Source organism: Kineococcus esterisolvens (genome assembly GCF_050871405.1).
Lineage (GTDB): Bacteria > Actinomycetota > Actinomycetes > Actinomycetales > Kineococcaceae > Kineococcus.
Genome location: NZ_JBJLRI010000074.1, coordinates 1 through 20,514 on the forward strand (window position 1 = coordinate 1; position 20,514 = coordinate 20,514).

The 20,514-nt window shown below is 74.1% G+C and carries 23 protein-coding genes and 1 pseudogene; 10 read left to right on the forward strand and 14 right to left on the reverse strand.

The annotated features are described in order from the left end of the window. Positions 1-137: 137 nt before the first annotated feature. Complete coding sequence (locus ACRYR8_RS17835) at positions 138-410, reverse strand: hypothetical protein (protein WP_432483458.1); 273 nt, start codon at positions 408-410, stop codon at positions 138-140. Positions 411-587: 177 nt separating this feature from the next. On the opposite strand from ACRYR8_RS17835, the gene ACRYR8_RS17840 reads away from it, so the two are divergent. Next, the gene (locus tag ACRYR8_RS17840; protein ID WP_432483456.1) at positions 588-1,328 is read left to right on the forward strand and encodes a class I SAM-dependent methyltransferase; all 741 of its coding nucleotides are present in this window, start codon (positions 588-590) and stop codon (positions 1,326-1,328) included. A 187-nt stretch (positions 1,329-1,515) separates the two neighbouring features. Beyond that, entirely contained in the window at positions 1,516-2,079 is a 564-nt protein-coding gene (locus ACRYR8_RS17845) for a hypothetical protein (protein ID WP_432483454.1), read from the forward strand. Positions 2,080-2,170: 91 nt separating this feature from the next. Here the strand turns inward: ACRYR8_RS17845 and ACRYR8_RS17850 are convergent, their stop codons facing one another. The 5 genes from ACRYR8_RS17850 to ACRYR8_RS17870 all read right to left on the reverse strand — a co-directional run bounded on the left by ACRYR8_RS17850 (position 2,171) and on the right by ACRYR8_RS17870 (position 6,146). Continuing rightward, on the reverse strand, positions 2,171-2,566 hold the full coding sequence (locus tag ACRYR8_RS17850; RefSeq protein WP_432483452.1) for an immunity protein CdiI family protein: 396 nt from the start codon (positions 2,564-2,566) through the stop codon (positions 2,171-2,173). Positions 2,567-2,782: 216 nt separating this feature from the next. Further along, positions 2,783-3,523, reverse strand: coding sequence for a hypothetical protein (locus ACRYR8_RS17855; RefSeq protein WP_432483450.1), 741 nt, complete (start codon positions 3,521-3,523; stop codon positions 2,783-2,785). A gap of 220 nt (positions 3,524-3,743) precedes the next feature. Continuing rightward, positions 3,744-4,580 carry an ISL3 family transposase gene (locus ACRYR8_RS17860; RefSeq protein ID WP_432483448.1) on the reverse strand — a complete coding sequence of 279 codons (837 nt, stop codon included), beginning with the start codon at positions 4,578-4,580 and terminating at the stop codon, positions 3,744-3,746. Continuing rightward, complete coding sequence (locus tag ACRYR8_RS17865; RefSeq protein WP_432485894.1) at positions 4,496-5,152, reverse strand: transposase family protein; 657 nt, start codon at positions 5,150-5,152, stop codon at positions 4,496-4,498. The genes ACRYR8_RS17860 and ACRYR8_RS17865 overlap by 85 nt, the downstream gene beginning before the upstream one ends. A gap of 85 nt (positions 5,153-5,237) precedes the next feature. Continuing rightward, the gene (locus tag ACRYR8_RS17870) at positions 5,238-6,146 is read right to left on the reverse strand and encodes an alpha/beta hydrolase family protein (protein WP_432483446.1); all 909 of its coding nucleotides are present in this window, start codon (positions 6,144-6,146) and stop codon (positions 5,238-5,240) included. A gap of 97 nt (positions 6,147-6,243) precedes the next feature. Here ACRYR8_RS17870 and ACRYR8_RS17875 point away from each other — a divergent pair, with 97 nt between their 5' ends. After that, complete coding sequence (locus tag ACRYR8_RS17875) at positions 6,244-6,834, forward strand: TetR/AcrR family transcriptional regulator (protein ID WP_432483444.1); 591 nt, start codon at positions 6,244-6,246, stop codon at positions 6,832-6,834. On the opposite strand, the gene ACRYR8_RS17880 is transcribed toward ACRYR8_RS17875, so the two are convergent. Then, entirely contained in the window at positions 6,809-7,150 is a 342-nt protein-coding gene (locus ACRYR8_RS17880) for a hypothetical protein (RefSeq protein ID WP_432483442.1), read from the reverse strand. The genes ACRYR8_RS17875 and ACRYR8_RS17880 overlap by 26 nt on opposite strands. A gap of 301 nt (positions 7,151-7,451) precedes the next feature. On the opposite strand from ACRYR8_RS17880, the gene ACRYR8_RS17885 reads away from it, so the two are divergent. Beyond that, positions 7,452-8,213: a 3-keto-5-aminohexanoate cleavage protein gene (locus ACRYR8_RS17885; RefSeq protein WP_432483440.1), complete on the forward strand. Its 762-nt coding sequence runs from the start codon at positions 7,452-7,454 to the stop codon at positions 8,211-8,213. Between the two features lie 289 nt (positions 8,214-8,502). Here the strand turns inward: ACRYR8_RS17885 and ACRYR8_RS17890 are convergent, their stop codons facing one another. The 3 genes and pseudogenes from ACRYR8_RS17890 to ACRYR8_RS17900 form a co-directional block, all read right to left on the reverse strand. After that, positions 8,503-10,158 carry a sensor histidine kinase gene (locus ACRYR8_RS17890; protein WP_432483438.1) on the reverse strand — a complete coding sequence of 552 codons (1,656 nt, stop codon included), beginning with the start codon at positions 10,156-10,158 and terminating at the stop codon, positions 8,503-8,505. 64 nt (positions 10,159-10,222) lie between these two features. Beyond that, positions 10,223-11,170 (reverse strand): annotated as a pseudogene (locus tag ACRYR8_RS17895) (GAF domain-containing protein); the annotation flags it as partial. A gap of 219 nt (positions 11,171-11,389) precedes the next feature. Next, entirely contained in the window at positions 11,390-11,794 is a 405-nt protein-coding gene (locus tag ACRYR8_RS17900; RefSeq protein WP_432483559.1) for a MarR family winged helix-turn-helix transcriptional regulator, read from the reverse strand. 156 nt (positions 11,795-11,950) lie between these two features. Between ACRYR8_RS17900 and ACRYR8_RS17905 the strand changes: the two genes are divergently transcribed. Beyond that, a complete protein-coding gene (locus ACRYR8_RS17905; protein ID WP_432483436.1) occupies positions 11,951-12,232 on the forward strand; it encodes a hypothetical protein in 282 nt (93 codons plus the stop codon). A gap of 148 nt (positions 12,233-12,380) precedes the next feature. On the opposite strand, the gene ACRYR8_RS17910 is transcribed toward ACRYR8_RS17905, so the two are convergent. Further along, positions 12,381-12,824 carry a VOC family protein gene (locus ACRYR8_RS17910; protein WP_432483434.1) on the reverse strand — a complete coding sequence of 148 codons (444 nt, stop codon included), beginning with the start codon at positions 12,822-12,824 and terminating at the stop codon, positions 12,381-12,383. A 364-nt stretch (positions 12,825-13,188) separates the two neighbouring features. On the opposite strand from ACRYR8_RS17910, the gene ACRYR8_RS17915 reads away from it, so the two are divergent. The 4 genes from ACRYR8_RS17915 to ACRYR8_RS17930 all read left to right on the forward strand — a co-directional run bounded on the left by ACRYR8_RS17915 (position 13,189) and on the right by ACRYR8_RS17930 (position 15,632). Further along, positions 13,189-13,380, forward strand: a complete 192-nt coding sequence (locus ACRYR8_RS17915) for a hypothetical protein (RefSeq protein ID WP_432483432.1) — start codon at positions 13,189-13,191, stop codon at positions 13,378-13,380. Between the two features lie 123 nt (positions 13,381-13,503). Further along, complete coding sequence (locus ACRYR8_RS17920; protein ID WP_432483430.1) at positions 13,504-13,854, forward strand: YciI family protein; 351 nt, start codon at positions 13,504-13,506, stop codon at positions 13,852-13,854. Between the two features lie 41 nt (positions 13,855-13,895). Further along, positions 13,896-15,128 (forward strand): RNA polymerase sigma factor, encoded by a 1,233-nt coding sequence (locus tag ACRYR8_RS17925; protein WP_432483557.1) that lies wholly within the window; start codon positions 13,896-13,898, stop codon positions 15,126-15,128. Positions 15,129-15,242: 114 nt separating this feature from the next. Continuing rightward, complete coding sequence (locus ACRYR8_RS17930) at positions 15,243-15,632, forward strand: methyltransferase domain-containing protein (protein WP_432483428.1); 390 nt, start codon at positions 15,243-15,245, stop codon at positions 15,630-15,632. On the opposite strand, the gene ACRYR8_RS17935 is transcribed toward ACRYR8_RS17930, so the two are convergent. Together ACRYR8_RS17935 and ACRYR8_RS17940 are read right to left on the reverse strand one after the other, a co-directional pair. Beyond that, the gene (locus ACRYR8_RS17935; protein WP_432483426.1) at positions 15,535-16,545 is read right to left on the reverse strand and encodes a zinc-binding dehydrogenase; all 1,011 of its coding nucleotides are present in this window, start codon (positions 16,543-16,545) and stop codon (positions 15,535-15,537) included. The two genes, ACRYR8_RS17930 and ACRYR8_RS17935, sit on opposite strands and share 98 nt — an antisense overlap. 14 nt (positions 16,546-16,559) lie before the next feature. Then, positions 16,560-17,327, reverse strand: a complete 768-nt coding sequence (locus tag ACRYR8_RS17940; protein WP_432483424.1) for an SDR family oxidoreductase — start codon at positions 17,325-17,327, stop codon at positions 16,560-16,562. 70 nt (positions 17,328-17,397) lie between these two features. Here ACRYR8_RS17940 and ACRYR8_RS17945 point away from each other — a divergent pair, with 70 nt between their 5' ends. Then, complete coding sequence (locus ACRYR8_RS17945; protein WP_432483422.1) at positions 17,398-18,336, forward strand: DUF368 domain-containing protein; 939 nt, start codon at positions 17,398-17,400, stop codon at positions 18,334-18,336. Positions 18,337-18,392: 56 nt separating this feature from the next. Here the strand turns inward: ACRYR8_RS17945 and glpK are convergent, their stop codons facing one another. Then, a complete protein-coding gene (gene glpK, locus ACRYR8_RS17950; protein WP_432483420.1) occupies positions 18,393-19,964 on the reverse strand; it encodes a glycerol kinase GlpK in 1,572 nt (523 codons plus the stop codon). Positions 19,965-20,514: the final 550 nt, after the last annotated feature.

Below are 20,514 nucleotides of genomic sequence, written 5' to 3' on the forward strand. Positions count from 1 at the left end.
CCCCCTGCACATCACCCGCCCCGCCGCCCCCCCGCCCCCCCCCCCCCCCCCCCCCCCCCCCCCCCCCCCCCCCCCCCCCCCCCCCCCCCCCCGGACCGCGGGATGACCGGGCGGTCTGATCCTGGTGGTGCGGTGGGTCAGTGCCGGCTCAGCGCTGCCCCAGCACGCTGAGCAGCAACAGCGGTGCGCTGGCGTGCGGCGATGACGGCCGTCACCGCCACCGGGGTGCAGGTGGCCACAGCTGCCATCGCCATCAGGACGGCAGCGGGGACCGCGCCAGGGTCGAAGACCGGCCACATGACGGCTGAGAAGAAGACGGGCACGGCGACCACCAGTAGGCCGCCACCGATGCCGGCGGCCAACAGCGAAACCTTGGCGTCGTCGGCCAGGTCCGGGTGGCGATCGGTCACCTCGTCAGGATGCCGTCGCCAAGGTGACTCGTGCATCACCCTCGGCGGTCTCGTGAGGTCCGGACATCGACAGATCCGTGCGGTCAACGACGTCCTGGTCGCGGGATGACCGCGAGGTCACGGGGTGCGCGAGCAAACCTGTAGCTCGCGCATGCATGTCATGATCGGATGCCGTCGGTGAGCGATGAGGAGTTCCGCGACCCTCGACTGGCGTGCCTGTACGACGCCCTCGATGGCGACCGTGGTGACCTGGCTGCCTACCTCGCTGTGGCCCAGGAGCTGCAGGCACAGCGGGCCCTGGATGTCGGGTGCGGCACCGGAACCTTCGCGCTGCTGCTGGCCGGGCGCGGGTACGACGTCATCGGGGTGGACCCGGCAGGGGCCTCGGTGCAGGTGGCTCAGGCCAAGCCGGGCGCGCAGCAGGTGCGGTGGCTGGTGGGAGACGCGCCGTCGGTGCAGGTGGATGACCGGGACCTGGTGACGATGACGGCCAACACCGCTCAGTTGATCATCGAGCCCGAGGCGTGGGCGTCGACGTTGAGCGCCTGCCGCAGCGCTTTGGTCCCGGGTGGGCACCTGGTCTTCGAGACCCGCCGGCCGTCGGCTCGGGCCTGGGAAGCGTGGACGGCGCCGCGGACCGGACGCGACACACACGTGGAGGGGGTCGGTGCGGTGCACAGCTACGTGGAGACGCTGGTGGTCGAGGAGGCGTTGGTGACCTTCCGCTGGACCTACGTCCTGCCCGACGCCCGGGAAGGGTCGGTGACGTCGACCTCCATCTCCACTCTGCGGTTCCGGGAGCAGGCGGAGCTCGAGGACGACGTGCGACGGGCGGGGCTGGAAGTGGTCGACGTCCGCGAGGCTCCGGACCGTCCCGGGCAAGAGCTCGTCGTCATCGCCCGCAACGGTCCGGCCTAAGACAGCACGCTGACGGCGCCATGAGAGCGCCCGCGCCACCAGCGGGATGACCGAGCGTCTGGACATGCGTCGCCTCGCTCGATCTCCGGGGGCGATCAGGGTGATCCCTGATGTGCTGGAGTGGGTGATCCATCAGCCTCGTCGGTGAGGGCGTGGAGGACGCGCCCGCTCGACGGTGGGAGACGACGTGAGCGGTAACGGGGATGAGCAGGGTGGGCTCCTGGTGGGCTTCGACGTGGACTGCGGGGAGGTCGTGACTGGGCGCCACCTGCACCTGCGGGGTCTGCGCGACGAGGGCAGCTGGCCGGACGCTGCGGGCAACCGGCCACCTGCCCAGGCGGGTGGTCCGTGGCAGATGGTGTCCCTGGACTACGAGATCGTCCCTCCCGTCCATGAGGATGACGCGGACGCGGGGCAGTGGTTCGTCAGTCCTCTCGCCGACGTGGAGTACGAGGTCGCTCCGCCCCTGCGGTGGGACGTGCAGGAGGCGGGGAACATCGGCGGCGGCAGCACCACCGGCGTACTGGGGCAGCCGTACTCCCGGGGCAGCTACGGGCCCTACCCGTTGCCCGACGATGCCCGTCAGGTGGTGTTCACGCTCACTCCGTACCTGGATCGGCGTCCTGGTGAGGAGACCGGCCGGGGTGGTCCGGACTTCGTCGTGGAGGCCGCTGAGCAGCCGCTGGGTCGGGTGGTGATCGACGTGCGTGCGGGTGCGGCGCGGTGGGAGCCACTGCCTGCGATGGAGTGACACCCCAGAGGGCGTGCCTGTGTGCTGACCGTCCCTGGAGCGCTTGCTCATCGCCAAGAGCGTGAGACCGGCTCTGGGACCGGTCGATCGTCTAGCCGCGGGCCGGGTCGTCGGCTGCGTCGAGCGGCCACAGGTCGACCTCGACAGGTGCTTGCGGTAGTTCGTGGCGCAGTTGCTCCAGCAGCAGCGGGGCTTGCTCGGCGTAGGCGGTGCGGGCTTCGCGGCTGTCCCAGGCGCAGGTGGGGCGGAAGTGCCGTTCGAAGTTCTGCTGCCAGCGGATGAGGGCCTGCTGCAGGTGCTCGCTGATGCCCAGTACCGACAGGTCGCCCAGGAGGGTGCCGTTCTCGTCCCACAGGGGTGTTTCGGCGGCGTAGTCGCTGCTGAGGGTCAGTGGGCCCTGCCAGGGGCGCTTGGTGGCTGCTGGGTCTGTCCGCGCGGGGTGGGCTGGCTGGGTGGTGCCGCCGTGGGTGTGCTCCTTCATGAGCACTGCGGGGTCGTCACCGGTCCAGTGTGCTGCTCGGCGTGGGCGAAGACGAGGCTCGTCACCGTCCGAGACCCAGCGGGGGGTGAGGAGATCACTGGCTGACCAGGACCGCGCCGCGGCGCGGGATGACCGGTAGATGCTTCTGAGCTCGCCTGGTGGGTGCGTGCGACTGTCGTGGCCGGGCGAGTGACCGAAGCCGCTGTCGACGGCCCTCGGAGTTCAACGGATCCACACGCGCAGGTCACCGACCGCCTCGAAGCCACCGGCGAGGGCGGCTTGGAGGTCCGCACCGCGCTGGTACCCGACCAGGGGGCGGGCGGGGAACAGCGCCGCGACGGCATCGGCGAGTTCCGTCCAGTCCAGCCGGTGGCCTTCGACGGCGTAGGTGTTGGAGACGTCGACCGCGCCGCTGCCCAGGCGGGCGACGGCTCCGGCGACGATGCGTCCCTCCACCTCCCGGGCCAGGACGGCGAAGTGCCCGCGCTGCAGCAGCGCCGGGAGCAGGACCGCGGTGGTGTCGTGCAGCGCGGTCCACTCCGCCAACTGCTCCTCGGTCCGCACCAGCGTCCACCGGTTGCCGCCAGCGTCGGCGGCGGCGGCGTGGACCGGTGCCGCCGCCGGGCGGCGGTGGATCCAGGTGGCGGAGAACAGGAGCTGCAGGCCCGCGCTGGACAGGTCCAGGGTGGCGAAGCTGTCCTTGACGCCGGCGTGTTCACGGTCGGTGAGGCGTTCCTCGACCCGCTCGGCCGTCACCCCCGGCTCCACCACGACGGCATCGGGGTGCAGCGGTGGTGGCGTGCCCGCGGCGTTCCACAACCCCCGTGAGATCACGGCTCCCACGCCGTGCAGAGCGCACAGGTCCTCGCACCAGCCGACGCTGGCATCGATCGCGGTGCGCAGTCGGGGATCGAGGGCTGCGGGTTCCCCGGGGAGCGCTGGACTGTCGCGCGTGCTGCTCATCGGCGCCCATCCTGCGGCACCGATCCACGGGCGCGCTCGTGTTTTCGCCTCGCGAGCGGCGGAGCCGCTCGCTCCTCGACGACCTGCGGCTGACGCCAGTGCCCAGCCTGCACTCCGTCATCGACGACCGCGAAGTCGAAGGCGACCCGCCGGCGGTCAGGCACGCCTTCCCGCGGATCCGAAGAGCCAAACCGGCTCTTCGGATCTGCGGGGGGGTAGCTCACCCTGACCCGCGTCGTTGTCGTCGCCAGGGTCGGGTGCCGTCAGCGGCGAGGAGGATGCGGATGCGGTAGTTGCCGAAGTTGCGGAAGCCGTGGGCCAGGCGGCGGGTCTTCTCGATGATGAGGTTGATGGCTTCGGTGCCGCCGTTGCTGATGCCGCCGGTGTCGAAGTAGGCCAGCACCTCCGCCCGCCACGACCGCAACGTCCGCCCAAGGCGAGCGATCTCCGGGATCGGGCAGCGGTAGAAGGAATCGAGCACCCGCTTCGCGGTGGCTCGCCCCGCAGCCGGGGTGGAAGCGTGGAACATCGACCGTAGCTCCTGGTAGGCGTGCCAGGCCACGGTCACCTCCAAGCCGGGGTCACCGGCCTGCAGCGCGGCTTCGAGCCGGGCTCGGCCGCGGTCGGTGAGGTTCTCCCGCGCCGTGCTCAGCAGCCGCCTGATGCGGTAGAGCGGGTCCTTCTTGTGCCCGCGCCGGCCCAGGGTGGCCTGCTGGACGCGGCGGCGGACCTCGTCCATCGCGGTGGAGGCAAGCTTCACGACGTGGAAGGCATCCAGGACGGTCACGGTGTCGTCGGGCAACTCGGTGCGGATGGCGTTGGCGTAGCCGCGGAACGGGTCGAGTGAGGCGTGGGTGATGCCGTCGACGAACTCGCGGGTCTGGGCTCGGATCCAATCGGCGTAAACCGGCCCGGAGCGGCCGAGGGTGACGTCGAGCAGGCGGGCGTGGATCCGGCCGTCCTGGTCGCGGGTCAGGTCGACGATGGAGGTGACCGCCCGGTCGCGGTGGCGGGCTGACGGCTTCCAGATGTGCTCATCGACCCCGAGCGTGTCCACTCCGGCCAGCCGCGCGGCGCGGGCGGTTCGTCGTTGAGGTCCTGGTGGGCTCGGGTGCGGATGGCGTCCATCAGGGTGTGCCGGTCCTCCCCCGCAAGCGGGAGGTGCCCCCAGCCGAGCTGGCGGGCCAGGGCGGAGACGGTGGAGTCGTTCCACCGCAGCGTCTGCACGGCCCACTCAACAGCACGGGCGGTGAGCTTGGCCCGCGCGGGCAGGGCGGGGTGCTCCTCGGACCAGACGTCGGTGGGGCAGCGTTGTTCGCGGCAGCGCCAGCGTCGCTTGCGCCAGATCAGTTGCACTGGTGTGGCGAAGCAGGGTGCGTCGGCCAGTCGGTGTTCGCGCCGGCCGTGGTCGGCGGCGAGGGTTCCGCAGTCGCGGCAGGCGACGACCTCGGGGCGTTCGGTCTCAACGGTCAGGCGCAGCAGCCCGCGCGAATGCTCGGCGTCGGTGCCGGGGTTGAGGCGCTCAACGGTGAGCAGGTGCAGGTTCTGCAGCCCCAGCAGTTGATCGGCGACGGAGCATGGCCCGGTGGTGTGGGCGGGGGTGGTGGGGCTGCAGGAGGAGTGCAGGATGCAGCCGTTCGTTGGTCAGTGGCCGGGCCAGGAAGATCCGCGGCCGGGCTCGCCGCGGGAACGGTTGAGCCCGGCCGCGTGGAAGCTACTTGCTGTCGATGCTGAAGGCGCCGGAACTCGCTGCGGCTCGCTCCTGCAGGTCCCGCCAGGCGGTGGTGTCACCGCTGAGGGCGTCGAGGAGGTAGGCGGCGACGGCGTCGGCGACGAGGGCGACGCGGGCGGGGTTCTCGTCGCTGGTCTCGCGAACGGCTTCGCCGGCGACGCCGCCGAGGGTGTGCTCGCCGTCGGTGATGGTGAGCATCCGCTTGGGGGCGGGGCTGAGGTGGAAGGCGTCGGTGAACCAGTCTGGTCCGCGGGTGGACATCGCCGACCGGTCCTTGCCGCCGGTGACGATGAGGGCGGGGGTGGTCATGGTGGAGTAGCCCGGGCGCATGAACGGCAGGTGCTCCAGCGCGAACGGGGTCAGCGTGTCACCGGTGCCGGTGGTCGCGATGAGCGCGCCCGCCTTCACGGCGGGGTGGGTGAAGTCCTCGCCCGGGGTGCCGTCGGCGTCCAGGACGCGGGCTCCGAGCAGGGCGCCGGCGCTTTGACCGCCCCAGGAGTGCCCGACGACGGCGACGCGGCTCGCGTCGACGCGGGGAGGCAGTCCGGGGACTTGGTCGAGGACGACGCCGAGGTGGTCCAGGGCGGCGTGCAGGTCGGCGATGCGGACCCGCCAGATGTCGGAGAAGCGGGGGTCGTCGAAGCCGATGCGGTTGCGGCGGGAGTCCAGGTGGGTGGGCTGGACGACGACGAACCCGGCGCCGGCCCAGCGGTCGACGAGGGGTTCGTAGCCGTCCATGGACCAGGCGTTGCCGTGGGAGAACACGATGACGGGCAGGTCCTGACCCTCGGCGGGTGCGGTGACCTTGACCTGCAGATCGAGGCTGCGGCCGGTGGTGGGAACGGTGATGGGCTTGACCGCGATGAGCTGACGGTCGAGGGCTTCAGGCATGGGATGTCCTAGAAGGAGGGACCGGCTCTGCCACACTGGCGGAGCATCGTTCCGCCAAAGTTAGCGGAACATCGTTCCGCGAGCAAGGGGGTGCGTGGTGGCCACCACGACCGGAGTACGCCAGGCCGGCATGCAGCGCAGCCGTGAGGCGCTGCTGACCGCGGCGACGGCGGCGTTCGTCGAGCACGGTGTGCAGGCACCGGTGCGGGACATCGCCGAACGTGCCGGGGTCGGTGTGGGCACGGTCTACCGTCACTTCCCCACCCGCGCGGACCTCGTGGGCGCTGTCTACCGCCACCAGGTCCAGGAGTGCACGGCCCTCGCGGCGTCCCTGCTCGGGCAGCCGATCCCCGCAGCCGAGGCGCTGGAGCGGTGGATGGCGGCGTTCGTAGACTTCCTCGTCACCAAGCACGGACTCAGCGAGGCCCTGCTTTCAGAAGACCCGAGCCTGGCGAATCTGCACGCCTTGATCCTCGAGGAGCTGGTGCCGGCGTGCTCGTCCTTGCTTGCAGCCGGCCAGGACGCCGGGGAGGTCGACCCGCAGGTCACCGCGTTCACGTTGCTGCGCGCGGTGGGGAACCTGTCCATCCCCGGGCCGGGTTACGGCAGGGATGAGGCCCGACAGATGGTCACCCGCCTCCTCGCCGGGTGCCGGACCGCGGTCACTCACTCCCCTCGCGAGGGATGAGCTGCACGGTCCTCACCGGATAGGTGGGCGGCCGGACCTGGCGAGTTGAGATCTCGGTCGTCGACGTGGAAGTGGTAGCCACACCTTCCCACCCGCAGATCCGAAGACCCCGGAAACCGGCGTAGGAGTCCGGGAAGGTGCATCGCGCCCAGGCGTCGAGGGCCATGGCCTGCTCCTGCGCCCAGAGGAACGCGACGGCCTCGTCGAGCGTGCCGAGCTCGGTCACCCAGCCCTCGTTCGGGTCCTCGATCACGGGCCGAGCGACGTCGGTCTGCGCGGGGCAGGCCCGCAGCGGGTGCGAGCGTGCTTCGGCCACGGCGGTGGAGTCGTCGAAGGGGCTGCGGTGCTCGGGTGCGGGACGATCCGGCGCGGCGGGCTGGGCGCCGCAGCCGGCCAGGACGAGCGTGATCGCGACGGCGGCCAGGGACGAGGGGACCGGTGGGGTCCGCGTGCTCCCTCCGTGCTCGTGGCGTTCCGGGCGACTGGGGGTGGACGCCGAAGGCGGAACGTCCGTCCCTTCGCGGTCATCGCGCGGCTCGATGCGCACCGTCCGTGGCCGCGCGCCGAGGGCGTCGTGAGCGCTCGTGCGTGTCGGTGCTGTCCGAGAGGGTGCACGGGTGCTGAAGGCGTGCGTGAACGGTGCCCGCGGACCGGGTGAGCACCCGGCCCTGCCGGTGACGCCGGGCGAGCTGGCCCGCGACGTGGCGGAGGTCGCCGCCGCGGGTGCCGACGCGGTGCACCTGCACGTGAAGGACGCAGCGGGCGCGGACACGCTCGACGCCGCAGCGCTGGCCGAGGTGCTGGCAGCTGTGCGCGAGGCCGCACCGGCCGTACCGGTCGGTGTGACCACCGGGGCCTGGGCCCTGCCCGATCCGGTGCGCAGGCTCGCCGCGATCCGCTCCTGGGAGCGCTCGGCGCTGCTGCCGGACTTCGCCTCGGTCAACTGGCACGAGGACGGCGCCGACGAGATCGCCGGTGCGCTGTTGCAGCTGGGCATCGGGGTCGAGGCCGGAATCTGGCACCGAGCGGGAGCCGGGACGTGGCTGGCGTCGGTCCACCGGCACCGGTGCGTGCGGGTGCTGCTGGAACTGCCCGACGGGCTGGCCGAGCCCCAGGTGCAGCACCAGGCTGAGCAGTTGCTGCACCTCGTGGAGCGGAGCCACGACGACGCGGCCCGGGAACCGCAGGTGCTGCTGCACGGGGAGGGCGCCACCGCCTGGACCGCGCTGCGCCTGGCCGGGCGCTGGGGGCTGTCCACCCGGACCGGACTGGAGGACGTGCTGGTACTGCCTGACGGTTCGCCCGCTGCCGACAACGCGGCGCTGGTCAGCGCTGCCCGGCAACTGCTGCGGGCGCCTGCGTCCGCACCGTGCTGGTGAGGGCGGACGTGCACCCGGAGAACCTCGCCCGCCACGTCCGGCCTTCGGCGTGCGGGGGCGTCTGCGGCCGCTCGGGACTGCGCACTCCCCGCGTCGTGCCCGTGCTCACGGTCCGCCGCTCGCTGACCGTCGTGAGCGCGCTCCGCGCAGGATCGACCCGTGGGCGGCGCGCTCCCGCCACGGATCCACGGGCGTCGTGGACGCACGGTCACAGCGGGCGGTGCTGACGTGCAGTGCACCCGGCGCCGGGGCGCCGGGTGGTGCGGCCTCGGCACGAGCCGAGCAGGAGTCAGCTGCTCGAGGGCCGAGCTGCCGGGTCCCCGTCCGCTGCAGGCTCCGGTGCCTCCGCCGGTGCAGCGGCCCGCTCCGTGACGGGTACGGTGAAGTGGAAGACGGAGCCCGGGGCACGGGTGCCGTCGCTGCGCTCGTGGTGGGCGCTGACCCACAGGCGGCCGCCGTGGCGGTCGACGATGCGCCGGCAGGTGGCCAGGCCGATGCCGGCGCCCTCGTAGTCCCCACCGGCTTCGCGGTGGAACATGGCGAACACCTTCTCGCGCGCCTCGGCGGGGATGCCGATGCCGTTGTCGGCGATCGCGAACTCCCAGCACTGCGCAGTGCGCCGTGCGGACACCTGCACGCGCGGGGCCGCTCCGGCAGCGACGTACTTCACGGCGTTGCCCACCAGGTTGGCGATCACCTGGCGCAGCAGCACCGGGTGGGCCTGGACGGTGGGCAGCGGGCCACGCGTGACGATCGCGCCGGTGCGCTCCAGGACGGCGGCCAGGTCCAGGACGACGTCGTCGACCACGGCGGCGGTGTGGACGGGCTGGAGGTCCAGAGCTTCGCTGCGGGCCCTGGCGTAGGACAGCAGCCCGTCGATGAGGGTGCGCATGCGCTGGGTGCTGCGCCCGATGGCCTCGAGGGCGACGACCTCGACGCTCCCGGAGCCCGGGTCCGGGTCGCTCGGGGTGGGGCCGTCCCAGCCGTCGCTGCTCGGTGCCGGGCCACCGGGGTCCCGGGCCTGGGTGCTCCTGGGGCCGTGGCTCCGCGCTTCGGCCAGGTCGGCCAGCAGTTCGGCGTAGCCGGCGATGGAGGTCAGCGGGCTCTTCAGGTCGTGGGCGACGGTGGCGGTGAAGCGGTCCAGCTCGCCGTTGACGCGCTGCAGGGCCTCGTTGGCCTCGGCCAGCTCCGCGTTGGTCGCGGCGAGCTCGGTGTTGACCTGGGCCAGGCGCTCGCGGTCGGCGCGCTCTCGGGTGACGTCCTCGACGTGGGTGACCGCGTACAGCGGCTCACCCTCGACCCCGTGGACGAGCGCGAGGTGCACCGCGCCCCAGATCGTGGCGCCGTCCTCGCGCACGTAGCGCTTCTCGAAGTGCGCGCTGGACGCCGAGCCCTCCAGCAGCTGCTGCAGCCGGGCCTGCGCACCGGGCAGGTCCGCGGGGTGGGTGATGTCGGCGGAGGTCATCTCCAGCAGCCGCTCGTGCGAGTGGCCGAGCATGGTGCAGGCGGCGGGGTTCGCGCTGAGGAAGTGCCCGGCCCGCTCACCGGTCAAGGCGGTGATCAGCACCCCGGCGGGGGCGTGGGTGAAGGCCAGGGTGAAGCGCTGCTCGGCCTGGCGCAGCGCCGCCTCGGCGCGGCGGCGTTCGCTGATGTCGCGCGCGGCGATGGAGGCGCCCACGACGGCGCCACCGGCGTCGAGCACGGGTGAGACGGTGACCGAGACCTCCACGGCGCTGCCGTCGCGGTGACGCCCGAGCACGTCGTGCGCGGCGACCGCCTCGACGCCCTCACCGGTGGTGGCTCGAGCCAGCCAGGCGCTCAGCTGCTGCGCCTCCGCGCTCGAGGCGATCAGGTCCAGACCGCCTCCGACCGCTTCGACCGCGCGGTAGCCGTACAGCTGCTCCGCGGCGGCGTTCCAGGAGGTGATGCGGGCGGCGCCGTCCACGGAGATGATCGCGGGCGCGGGCGCCGGCGACGATGCCGGCCAGGGAACGCGCTTGCTGCTCCAGGTGCCGGCGCTCGGTGACGTCGCGGATCGCGGCGTACACGCGGCGCTGCTCCTGGACCTCGACGGGGGTCAGGGTCAGCTCGATGATCAGGGCGGTGCCGTCGCGGTGCTGCGCGGGCACCTGCACGGTGCTGGACAGGTGGGCGACGCCGGTGCGCATGAAGCGCTCGAAGCCGGCGGTGTGGGCGGAGGCCGTGCCCGGCGGCACGATCGTCTCGGTCAGGCTGCGACCGAGGGCCTCGGTCGGGCTCCAGCCGAACAGCCGTTCGGCGGCGGGGTTCCAGGACGTGATGCGCTGGTGCTCGTCCACGGCCACGAAGGCGTCGCTGGTGGCGGCCAGCACCAGGCGCAGCTCGGCGTCGCGCGCGGCCAGGCGTTGCGCCTGCAGGGCGTGCTCGCGCGCCTGGGCGGCGTAGCCCTCAGCGGCCCTGGCCTGGCGGCGGCGCTCGAACAGGGCCACCACGGTGCGCGACAGCCCTTCCAGCGCCCCCAGCTGCGCCCGGGAGAGCTCACCGGGTGCGGTGTCGAAGACGCACAAGCTGCCCAGGGCGTGACCGGCAGGGCTGACCAGGGGCGCGGAGGCGTACAGGCGCACCCGTGCCAGGCGGCCGTCGACCCAGGGGTTGGTGCGGTAGCGCTCGTCCAGGCTGGCGTCGGGCACGTGCACGACCTGGCCGTCGGTGAAGTGCAGCGCGCACATGGAGTCCTGGCGTGCGGAGTCCGTGCCCTCGAAGCCGACGGTGGTGAGCTGGCACTGGCGGTGCTCGTCGACGAGGTTGAGCGTGGCGTGGGGGAGTCCCGTCAGCATCGCCGCGGCGCGCACGACGTCGTCCAGCTCGGTGTCCGCGGGGGCATCGAGCACGTCGTACTCGTGCAGCGCCGCGAGTCGCTGGACCTCGCCCGGCCGCCCGCTCCCCTCGAGGTGGCGGGTCGCGAGCGGCTGGGGCATCACTCCGGCTGGATCGGCGGGGATGCGCTCGATCTTGAGGGCGTGTCCCAGGACCTGCCGGGACAGGCGCCGGGAGGAGCTGTGCCGGCCGCGGGGTCAGCGCAGGGGGGCACCGGGCCGGGACGGAGCCCCCCACGACGAGCGCGCCCGGGGTGCGACGGCTCCCGTCCACCGCCGCCGTGCTGGACGCACCGCCTCGAGAACCGGCTGCCGGGGACCTCAGCCCTCCAGCCGGTTCGCGCGTTCCGCAGCTGCGACGACGCGGGTCATCAGGGTGTGCAACTGCTCCAGGTCCTGCTGGCTGAGGCCGAGGCGGGCCGTCATCTGCGCGGGCACCTGCTCGGCCTGCGAGCGCAGGGCGAGGCCGGTGTCGGTGAGGGTGACGCTCAGGGTGCGCTCGTCCCCCGGGGTGCGGGTGCGCTCGACGAGGCCGGCGGCTTCCAGTCGCTTGAGCAGGGGCGAGACCGTGCCGGGGTCCAGTTGCAGCAGGTGGGCGATCCGGCTCAACGACAGCGGGGCGTGCTGCCACAGCGCCAGCATCACCAGGTACTGCGGGTGGGTCAGGCCCATCGGCTCCAGCACGGGGCGGTAGGCCTGCACGATGCCGCGGGAGGCGAGCACCATCGCGAAGCAGACCTGCCGCTCCAGGTCCAGCGCGCTGCCGCTCGTGAGCGTCGTCACCTCGACCACCACCTCTCAGGTACCGGAGGATACATTGTTGGTGCCCCAACGTTCAGCCCACCAAGAGAACCTCGTCGAGACACCGCCGTGGAGGCGGAGATGGGTGAGACCCGGATGGACACGAGCCCGAGCCGGCACGACGACGACCGGGACGTGCCCTACCACTACCGGCGACCACGCTCCAAGCACCGCTGGGTCGACGTCTTCCTCGACGGCTGGTTCTCCTTCGTCGGCCCGGCCCAGGGCCTCATCGACCGCACCCCACCGCGCGGACCCCGCACTCCGCAGGAGGCCACCGCCGGCTACGGGGAGTGGGACCGCGTCACCACCGCCGATGGCAAGACCTTCCTCGTCCCCCGGGAGGACGCTGCTGAGCGGTGAGGCGCTCGCCGAGCACGCCGGAGGGCTCCGTCCCCCGACCACCCGCGCGTCGAGCACGTCCGTGAAGCCGCGCCGGTCCGGTCCGCTCGCCTTCGCTCGGTGCTGTGCTGCTCGGAAGGCCGGTGGGGCGCGCTGGGCGGGTCGGGCGTCAGCCGATCCGCTCGGCCAGGGACACGATGATCCCCTCCGGCCCGCGCACGTACGCCATCCGCCAGGTGTGCTCGTAGCGACCGACGCCGCCGACCAGGTGGTACCCGTCCGCGGCCAGCTGCTCGACGATCGTCTCGAGGTCGTCGACCTCGAAGGCCACGTTGCGCAGTCCCAGCTCCGTGGCCATCGCGGTGGGCGATCCCGGCTGGTGCTGAGGCTCCACGAAGCTGGACAGCTCCAGCAGGGTGCCGCCGTGCGGCGCTCGGAGCATCACGACCCGGGTGCGGGAGCCGGGGATGCCGATGACGGTGTCCAGGAAGTCGCCTTCGACCACCGCCGGGCCGCCGTCGACCCGGAGGCCCAGGCCGACGAAGAAGTCCGTCACCCGCTCGAGGTCGGCGACGGTGATGCCGACGTGGTCGAATCGGCGGATCGATGGCATCAGGGGTCTCCTCGGGGCTCGTCGCTTCTCGTCCGTCGTCGTCGGCTCCTCCAGGTGGACCGGGCTGCGAGCGCCGGTGGAGCCGCCTCCGCCACCCGCGCTCCGGGCCGCACCTCCACGTCGCGCAGGAGCCGACAGCCCAGCACGCCGGCGCAGGAGGCCGGCGCCCCGTCCTGGTCGGCCAGCGGCAACGCCACGCTGAGCACCCTCGTCGTCATCGCCACACCGGTGGGACGGGCGGCAGGCCCGGGAGCCACCGGTCGGCGAGCGCGTGGCCGGTGAGTCCCGGGTGCTGCCCGTGGTGGCGCCGGCGCTGAGCCGGGGGTGCTGGGCGCGGTGCTCGCGCAGCAGGTGCTGCCAGTGCGTGATCGGGTGCCCGTGCTTCGCCTCGATCGCGGGGAAGCAGGACGCCGGTCCCCCGGTGGTCTCGGGCATGGAGCTCTCCTGCCGCTGGTCCCGGACGGTGCCGGATGTCGTCGACGGTGTGGACCGCCTGGCGCTCGTGCACTCATCGCTGCTCGGCCAGGCGGCGGCGCAGTCGTCGTGCTGCCCGTGACCGCGTGGTCGGCGTCGTAACCGTGCGGGTCGCGGGGCCGGGCGGGGTGTCGATCCGGGCCGGTGGCGTTCGTGTAGAGGTTGAGCGCCGGGACCGGACCGGCCCAGGACACCAGGAGGAGCCGTGACCCAGTACCTGCTCAGCGTGATCCAGCCCGTCAGTGAGCGCCCCGCTCCCGAGGCGATGGCGCGCATCGGCGCGGACGTGGCCGCCTTCCACGAGGAGCTGCGCGCAGCCGGGGCGTGGGTCTTCGCCGGCGGGCTGCACGGGCCGGAGTCGGCCACGGTGGTGCGCGTCGGCGGTGACGGGGGGCAGGAGGTGCTGCTGACCGACGGGCCGTGGATCGAGGCCAAGGAGCACCTGGGCGGGGTGTGCATCGTCGAGGCCGCGGACCTGGACGCGGCGTTGGAGTGGGGACGCGAGGCGGCCAGGGCCACGACCTTGCCCGTCGAGGTGCGGCCCTTCCTCGGCTGAGCCCCGTGCCCGACCCCGTGCCCGACCCCGTGCCTGCTCCCGTGCCCGCGGCGGCGTCCCCCGCAGCTGCGCGGGAGGTCGAGGCCGTCTTCCGCGCTGAGCACGGCCGCGCCGTCTCCGTCCTCATCCGCTTCCTCGGCGACATCGACGCCGCCGAGGAAGCGGTGCAGGACGCCTTCACCGCCGCCGTGCAGCGCTGGCCGCTCACGGGCCTGCCCCCCAGCCCGGCGGGGTGGATCATCACCACCGCCCGCAACCGGGCGGTGGACCGCCTCCGGCGTGAGTCCACCCGCACCCGGCGCCACGCCGAGGCCGCGCTGCTGCACGCCCCGGACGAGCCTGCCGAGGAGGGCGCTGTGCGCGATGAGCGGCTGCGGCTGGTGTTCACCTGCTGCCACCCCGCGCTGGCCGCACCGGCGCAGATCGCCTTGACGCTGCGCCTGCTGGGGGGTTTGAGCACCCCGGAGGTCGCCCGGGCGTTCCTGGTGCCGGAGGCGACGATGGCCCAGCGGCTGGTGCGGGCGAAGAAGAAGATCCGCGACGCCGGCATCCCCTACCGGGTGCCGCACGAGGCGGACCTGCCGGCCCGGCTGCGCGGGGTGCTGGCGGTGCTCTACCTCATCTACACCGAGGGGCACTCGGCGACCTCGGGGGAGCACCTGGTGCGCGCCGACCTGTGCGCCGAGGCGGTGCGACTGGCGCGGTCGCTGGCCGAGCTGATGCCCGGTGAGCCCGAGGTCCTCGGTCTGCTGGGCCTGCTGCTGCTCTCGGAGTCCCGCCGTCCCGCCCGCACCGGCCGCGACGGTGCGCTGGTGCCGTTGGGCGAGCAGGACCGCTCCCGCTGGGACCGGGCACTGATCGCCGAGGGTCAGGAGGTGGTGCGCTCCTGCCTGCGGCGCGGGCGGCCGGGGCCGTACCAGCTGCAGGCCGCGATCGCCGCCGTGCACGCCGACGCCCGCACCGCGCAGGAGACCGACTGGGGACAGGTGCTGGCGCTGTACGACCACCTGCTGAGCCTCGCGCCGAGCCCGGTGGTGGCCCTGAACCGGGCGGTGGCGCTGGCGGAGGTGCAGGGACCGGCGGCGGCTCTCGCCGTCGTCGAGGCACTGGATCTGCCCGGTCACCCGCCGCGGCACGCGGTGCGCGCGGACCTGCTGCGCCGGCTGGGGCAGCTGGAGCAGGCCCGGCTGGCCTACGACGAGGCCATCGCCACCGCCGGCAACGACGCCCAGCGCGCCTTCCTCACGCGGCGGCGCAGCGAGCTCGAGACGTGACCGCGACGTTGCAGCGCGGTTCGGCGCCGACGAGGCACGCCCACCCACCCGGAGGTCCGAAGACCCCTCGAGCCGGACCTCGGCCGGTTGGTCGGTGACCACCCCGGGCGTCCGGTGGGACCGGTCCTGGACCTGGGGTGCGGTCCCGGGCACCTGGCGGGGTTGCTGCGCTCCGCGGGCTCCGCCGCCACGGGGATCGACCTGGTGCCCGAGCTCGTCGCCCACGCGCGTCGGGCTCACCCGGCCGCACGCTTCGAGGTGGGGTCCCCGACCGACGTGGTGCGCCCGGACGGTCCGGTGGCCGTGGTGCCGGCCCGGTGCTCCCTCGTCCACCCGGGACCCGGGCAGGTGGACGACGGCCCCGCGCCGCCATCGCCGCCAGCCAGGGCCGTCCACGTCGCAGCGCTCAGCCCGCGAGCGAGACCAGGACCTTGCCCGACACCTCGGAGTCAGCCGCCACCGCGAACGCCTCCGCCGCCCGCTCCAGCGAGAACTCGTGGGTGACGACCCGCTCCAGCGAGGCGTTCGCCGCCAGCACCCGCACCGCCTCGTCGATCTCCCCGGAGAAGCGGAACGTGCCGCGCAGCTGCAGCTCCTTGGACACCAGCGGTGCCAGGTTCACCGGACGCGGCTCGTTCGGCACCATCCCGACCTGCACGACCACGGCCGCCCGCCGCGCCGCCAGGAGCGCGGCGCTCACCGCCACGGGCACCCCGGAGCACTCCAGCACCACGTCGAAGGCCTCGCGCTCCACCTCCTCCTCGCCGACGCGCACCGTGCCGTGCACACCCACGGCACGGGCCCGCTGCAACGGCCCGGGCAGCACGTCCGTGGCGACGACCTCGCCGGCACCGCGCTCCAGCGCCGCGGCCGCCACCAGCAGCCCGATCGGCCCGGAACCGGACACCAGCACCCGCCGGCCCGTCACGTCCCCGGCGACCGTCACCGCGTGCAGCGCCACCGCCAGCGGCTCGGCCAGCGCCGCGGCCCGCAGCGACAGGCCCTGCGGCAGGACCCGGACCATCGCGCGCTCCACCACCAGGAACTCGCTCATCCCGCCCTGGGTGTGCGGCCACGTCGAGGCGCTGCCCAGGTAGGAACCGCCCGGGCGCAGGTGCGGCAGCTCCTCCAGGCCCGGCGCGGCCGGGCCGAACGTGGCCGGGTGCACCGTCACCGGCGTGCCCGGGGCCAGTTCCCCGGACGGGTCCGCGTCGACGGTGCCGGACACCTCGTGCCCCGGCACCAGCGGCTCGCGCACCACGTACTCGCCGTTCGCGCCGTGCGCGAAGTAGTGCAGGTCCGAACCGCACACCCCTGCGTACGCCGTGCGCAGCCGCACCCGGCCCGCCGACGGCTCCGGGAGCGGCAGCTCCTCCTCGCGCAGGTCGCCCGCCCCGTGGATCCGGATCGCCCTCATCGTGAACGCCCCCCTCACAGCACCGAGGTCATGCCGCCGTCGACGACGACGTTCTGCCCGGACACGTAGCTGGAGGCGTCCGAGCACAGGTACAGCAGCGTGCCCAGCAGCTCCTCCACCCGGCCCCATCGGCCGGCGGGCGTGCGCTGCTCCACCCACGCGTTGAACTGCTCGTCGGCGACGAGCGCCGCGTTCATCTCCGTGGCGAAGTACCCGGGGGAGATGGCGTTCACCTGGATCCCGTGCTTCGCCAGGTCCGCGGCCATGCCCTTGGTGAGCGAGGCGACCCCGCCCTTGGTCGCGGTGTAGGGGGCGATGGTGCGCCGCGCCAGCACCGACTGCACCGAGGCGATGTTGACGACCTTGCCGGAACCGCGCGCCACCATGTGCGGCACCACCGCGCGCGAGACGTGGAACACGCTCGACAGGTTCGCGGCCACCAGGTCCTCCCAGTCGGCGGTCGCGAACTCCTCGAACGGCGCGCGCCGCTGGATGCCGGCGTTGTTCACCAGGACGTCCGGGGCGCCGTGCTCGGCCACCAGGGCCGCCACGCCCTCCGCGACCGCCCCGGCGTCGGTGACGTCGAAGCTCACCACCGCGGGGGCCGTGCCGGTGCTCGTCGCGATCTCCCCGCGTGCCCGCTCCAGCTGCGCGGCGTCCCGCCCGTGCAGCACGACGCGGGCCCCGGCCTCCGCCAGCCCCGCCGCCATGGCGCGGCCCAGTCCGCGCGAGGACCCGGTGACCAGCGCCAGCCGGCCGGTGACGTCGAAGAGTGTGCTCACCCGGTGAACACTGGCACACCGTTCCCCGGGAGCGCCCGGCAGCGGGCCGCCCGTCGCCTACCGTGTCCGGGTGACCGCCACCGCCCCGCCCTCGCCCCCGTCGTCGTCCAGCAGGCGCCGGCTGCCCGCCGACGTCGTGCGCGGTGCCCTCATCGGCAGCGCCGAGGTCGTCCCCGGCGTCAGCGGCGGGACGCTGGCCCTGGTCACCGGCGTCTACGAGACCCTCATCGGCGGCGCCGGGCACGTCGTCACCGCCGCCCGGTACGCGGTGACCGGCCCCCGCTCGCAGGTGCGCGCGGAGCTGGCCCTGGTGCGCTGGTCCGTGGTCGTCCCGGTCATGGTGGGCATGGCCGCCGCGGTCCTCGTCGGCTCGGCGATGCTCGAGCCCGTCGTCACCGAGCACCCGGTGGGCTCGCGGGCGGTGTTCTTCGGCCTCGTGGTGGCCTCGCTCGCCGTGCCCGCCCGGATGGTGGGCCGCTGGTCGCCGCCCCTGCTGCTCGTGGCCGTGGTCGCGGCCGTCGCCGCCTTCCTGCTCACCGGGCTGCCGGCGGCGTCGGAGCGGGACCCCTCCCTGCTGGTGGTGGCCGTCGCCGCGGCCGTCGCGATCTGCGCGCTGGTGCTCCCCGGGGTCTCCGGGTCCTTCCTGCTGCTGACGGTGGGGCTGTACGAGCCGACGCTGCGCGCGGTGGCCGACCGCGACCTCGCCTACGTCGGCGCCTTCGCCGTGGGCGCGGTGGTCGGCCTGGGTTCCTTCGTGCGCGTGCTGCAGCACCTGCTGGACCACCACCGCGCCGTGACGCTCGCGGTGATGACCGGGCTCATGGCCGGTTCGCTGCGGGCCCTGTGGCCGTGGCAGGACGAGGACCGCGTCCTGGCCGCTCCCGGCGGCGACGTGCTGCCCGTGGTGCTGCTCGCCGTGGCCGGTGCCGCGCTGGTCGTGGTGCTGCTGCTCGTCGAGGACCGCCTGCAGCGCCGCACCGCGGACGTCGAGGACGCCCGGGTCCGCTGACGCCCCGACGCCCCGACGCCTCCTCGTGCCCGCGGGCGCGGGGAGGCGTCGGCGCGTCAGGGCGCCCCCCCGTGCCGCACCCAGCCGAAGGTGCGCCGCACCGCCTCCCGCCAGTCCTCCCAGCCGCGCTCGCGCTGCTCCGGCGCCATCGCCGGCGACCACTGGGCGGCGCGGTGCCACCGCCGGCGCAGCGCCCCGGTGTCCGGCCAGAAGCCCACCGCCAGCCCCGCCGCGTACGCGGCGCCCAGCGAGACCGTCTCCGAGACCATGGGCCGCACCACGGGGACGTCCAGGACGTCGGCGATCGTCTGCATCAGCAGGTTGTTCGAGGTCATGCCACCGTCCACCCGCAGCGAGGACAGCCGCAGGCCGGAGTCGGCCTCCACCGCCTCCACGACCTCCCGGGTCTGCCAGGCGGTGGCCTCCAGCACCGCGCGCGCCACGTGCCCCTTGGTGACGAACGAGGTCAGGCCGATGAGCAGCCCGCGCGCCTCGGCCCGCCAGTGCGGGGCGAACAGCCCGGAGAACGCCGGCACGAAGTAGCAGCCGCCGTTGTCGTCGACGGTGCGGGCCAGGGACTCCACCTCCGGGGCGGTGGAGATCAGGCCCAGGTTGTCGCGCAGCCACTGCACCAGCGCCCCGGTGACGGCGATGGAGCCCTCCAGCGCGTACACCGGGGGCTCGTCGCCGATGCGGTGCGCCACCGTCGTCAGCAGCCCGTGCGAGGAGCGCGGCACCTCGGTGCCGGTGTTCATCAGCAGGAACCCGCCGGTGCCGTAGGTGCACTTCGCCTCGCCGGGGGAGAAGCACGTCTGCCCGAACAGCGCCGCCTGCTGGTCGCCCAGGGCCGCGGCGATCCGGGCCCCGGGCACCACGGTGCTCGCCGTGCCGTACACCTGGGAGCTGGGCACGATCCGCGGCAGCGCCGCCCGCGGCACCCCGAAGGCCGCCAGCAGGTCCGGCGACCAGTCCAGCGTGCGCAGGTCCATGAGCATCGTGCGGCTGGCGTTGGTGACGTCGGTGACGTGCTCGCCGCCGTCGGGGCCACCGGTGAGCTTCCACACCAGCCACGACTCCACCGTGCCGAACAGCACGTCACCGGTGCGCGCCCGGCGGCGCAGCGACTCGTCGTGGCGCAGCATCCACGTCATGCGCGGACCGGAGAAGTAGGTGGCCAGCGGCAGCCCGCACACCCCGGCGAAGCGGTGCACGCCTCCGTCGGCGGCCATCTCCTCCACGATCGCGGCGGTGCGGGTGTCCTGCCACACCACGGCCGGGCCGACGGGCTCGCCCGTGCGGCGGTCCCAGGCCACGACGGTCTCGCGCTGGTTGGCGATGCCGACGGCGACGACGTCGGCGGGCTGCGCGTCGACCTGCGCCATCGCCTGCGGCACCAGGCGGGCCACGTCCCGCCAGATCTGTGCGGCGTCGTGCTCCACCCACCCCGGGCGCGGGTAGTGCGGGCGGTGCTCGCGCTGGGCGACGGCCACGAGCCGGCCGGCGTGGTCGAACAGGATGCAGCGCGTCGACGTGGTGCCCTGGTCGATCGCCACGACGTACCCGCGGTGCCCGGGGCGCTGCTCCGCCCCGTCCAGCGCCGTGGCCGCCCGCGTCGTCACGCGCGCCATCCTGCCCGAGGAGCGGCCGGCGCGGAGGTCCCACCGCGCGCGCCGACCGTCGCCGCGCCGTAGGAACCCCGGCCGCCCGGGCCGTGGTGGACCGCCCGCGCGCCGTCCCCGGTGGGCTCCTCGCCGTCGCCGTCCCCAGGGGCGCCGTCCTGCCTCCACGCCGCGAGCGTGCACGGGGGACACGCGAGGCGCGACGGGCGTGGTCGACCCGACACGGGGGGCGGGTGGGGGAGCGAGGGGTGGGCGGGGTGCACCGCCCGGCCCGGGCACGTCGCCCGCGCGGCGGGCCCGGGCCTAGTGCGCGGCGGTCCCGCCGGCGGTGCGGTCCCCGCGCCGGTGCAGGGTGAGGCCCACCACGACCGCGACCACGGCGCCGACGACGAGCCCGAGGACGGCGCTGGCCAGCGTGTTCACCAGCCAGCCCACGAGGCCGCCGAGCGCCCCGGGGGGCCCCGGGGGCGCCCCCCCCCCCCGGGGGGCGGGCGCGGGACGGGGGGCGCGGCCCCGCCGCCCCCGGCGCCCCCCCCCGGATTGGCCCCCCCCCCCCACC

Excerpts from the sequence above, each read along its gene's own strand:
- ACRYR8_RS17855 (WP_432483450.1), bottom strand. The coding sequence starts at position 3,523 with ATGAGCAGCACGCGCGACAGTCCAGCGCTCCCCGGGGAACCCGCAGCC.
- ACRYR8_RS17870 (WP_432483446.1), bottom strand. The coding sequence starts at position 6,146 with ATGCCTGAAGCCCTCGACCGTCAGCTCATCGCGGTCAAGCCCATCACC.
- ACRYR8_RS17900 (WP_432483559.1), bottom strand. The coding sequence starts at position 11,794 with ATGGTGCTCGCCTCCCGCGGCATCGTGCAGGCCTACCGCCCCGTGCTG.
- ACRYR8_RS17905 (WP_432483436.1), top strand. The coding sequence starts at position 11,951 with ATGGGTGAGACCCGGATGGACACGAGCCCGAGCCGGCACGACGACGAC.
- ACRYR8_RS17910 (WP_432483434.1), bottom strand. The coding sequence starts at position 12,824 with ATGCCATCGATCCGCCGATTCGACCACGTCGGCATCACCGTCGCCGAC.
- ACRYR8_RS17935 (WP_432483426.1), bottom strand. The coding sequence starts at position 16,545 with ATGAGGGCGATCCGGATCCACGGGGCGGGCGACCTGCGCGAGGAGGAG.
- glpK (WP_432483420.1), bottom strand. The coding sequence starts at position 19,964 with ATGGCGCGCGTGACGACGCGGGCGGCCACGGCGCTGGACGGGGCGGAG.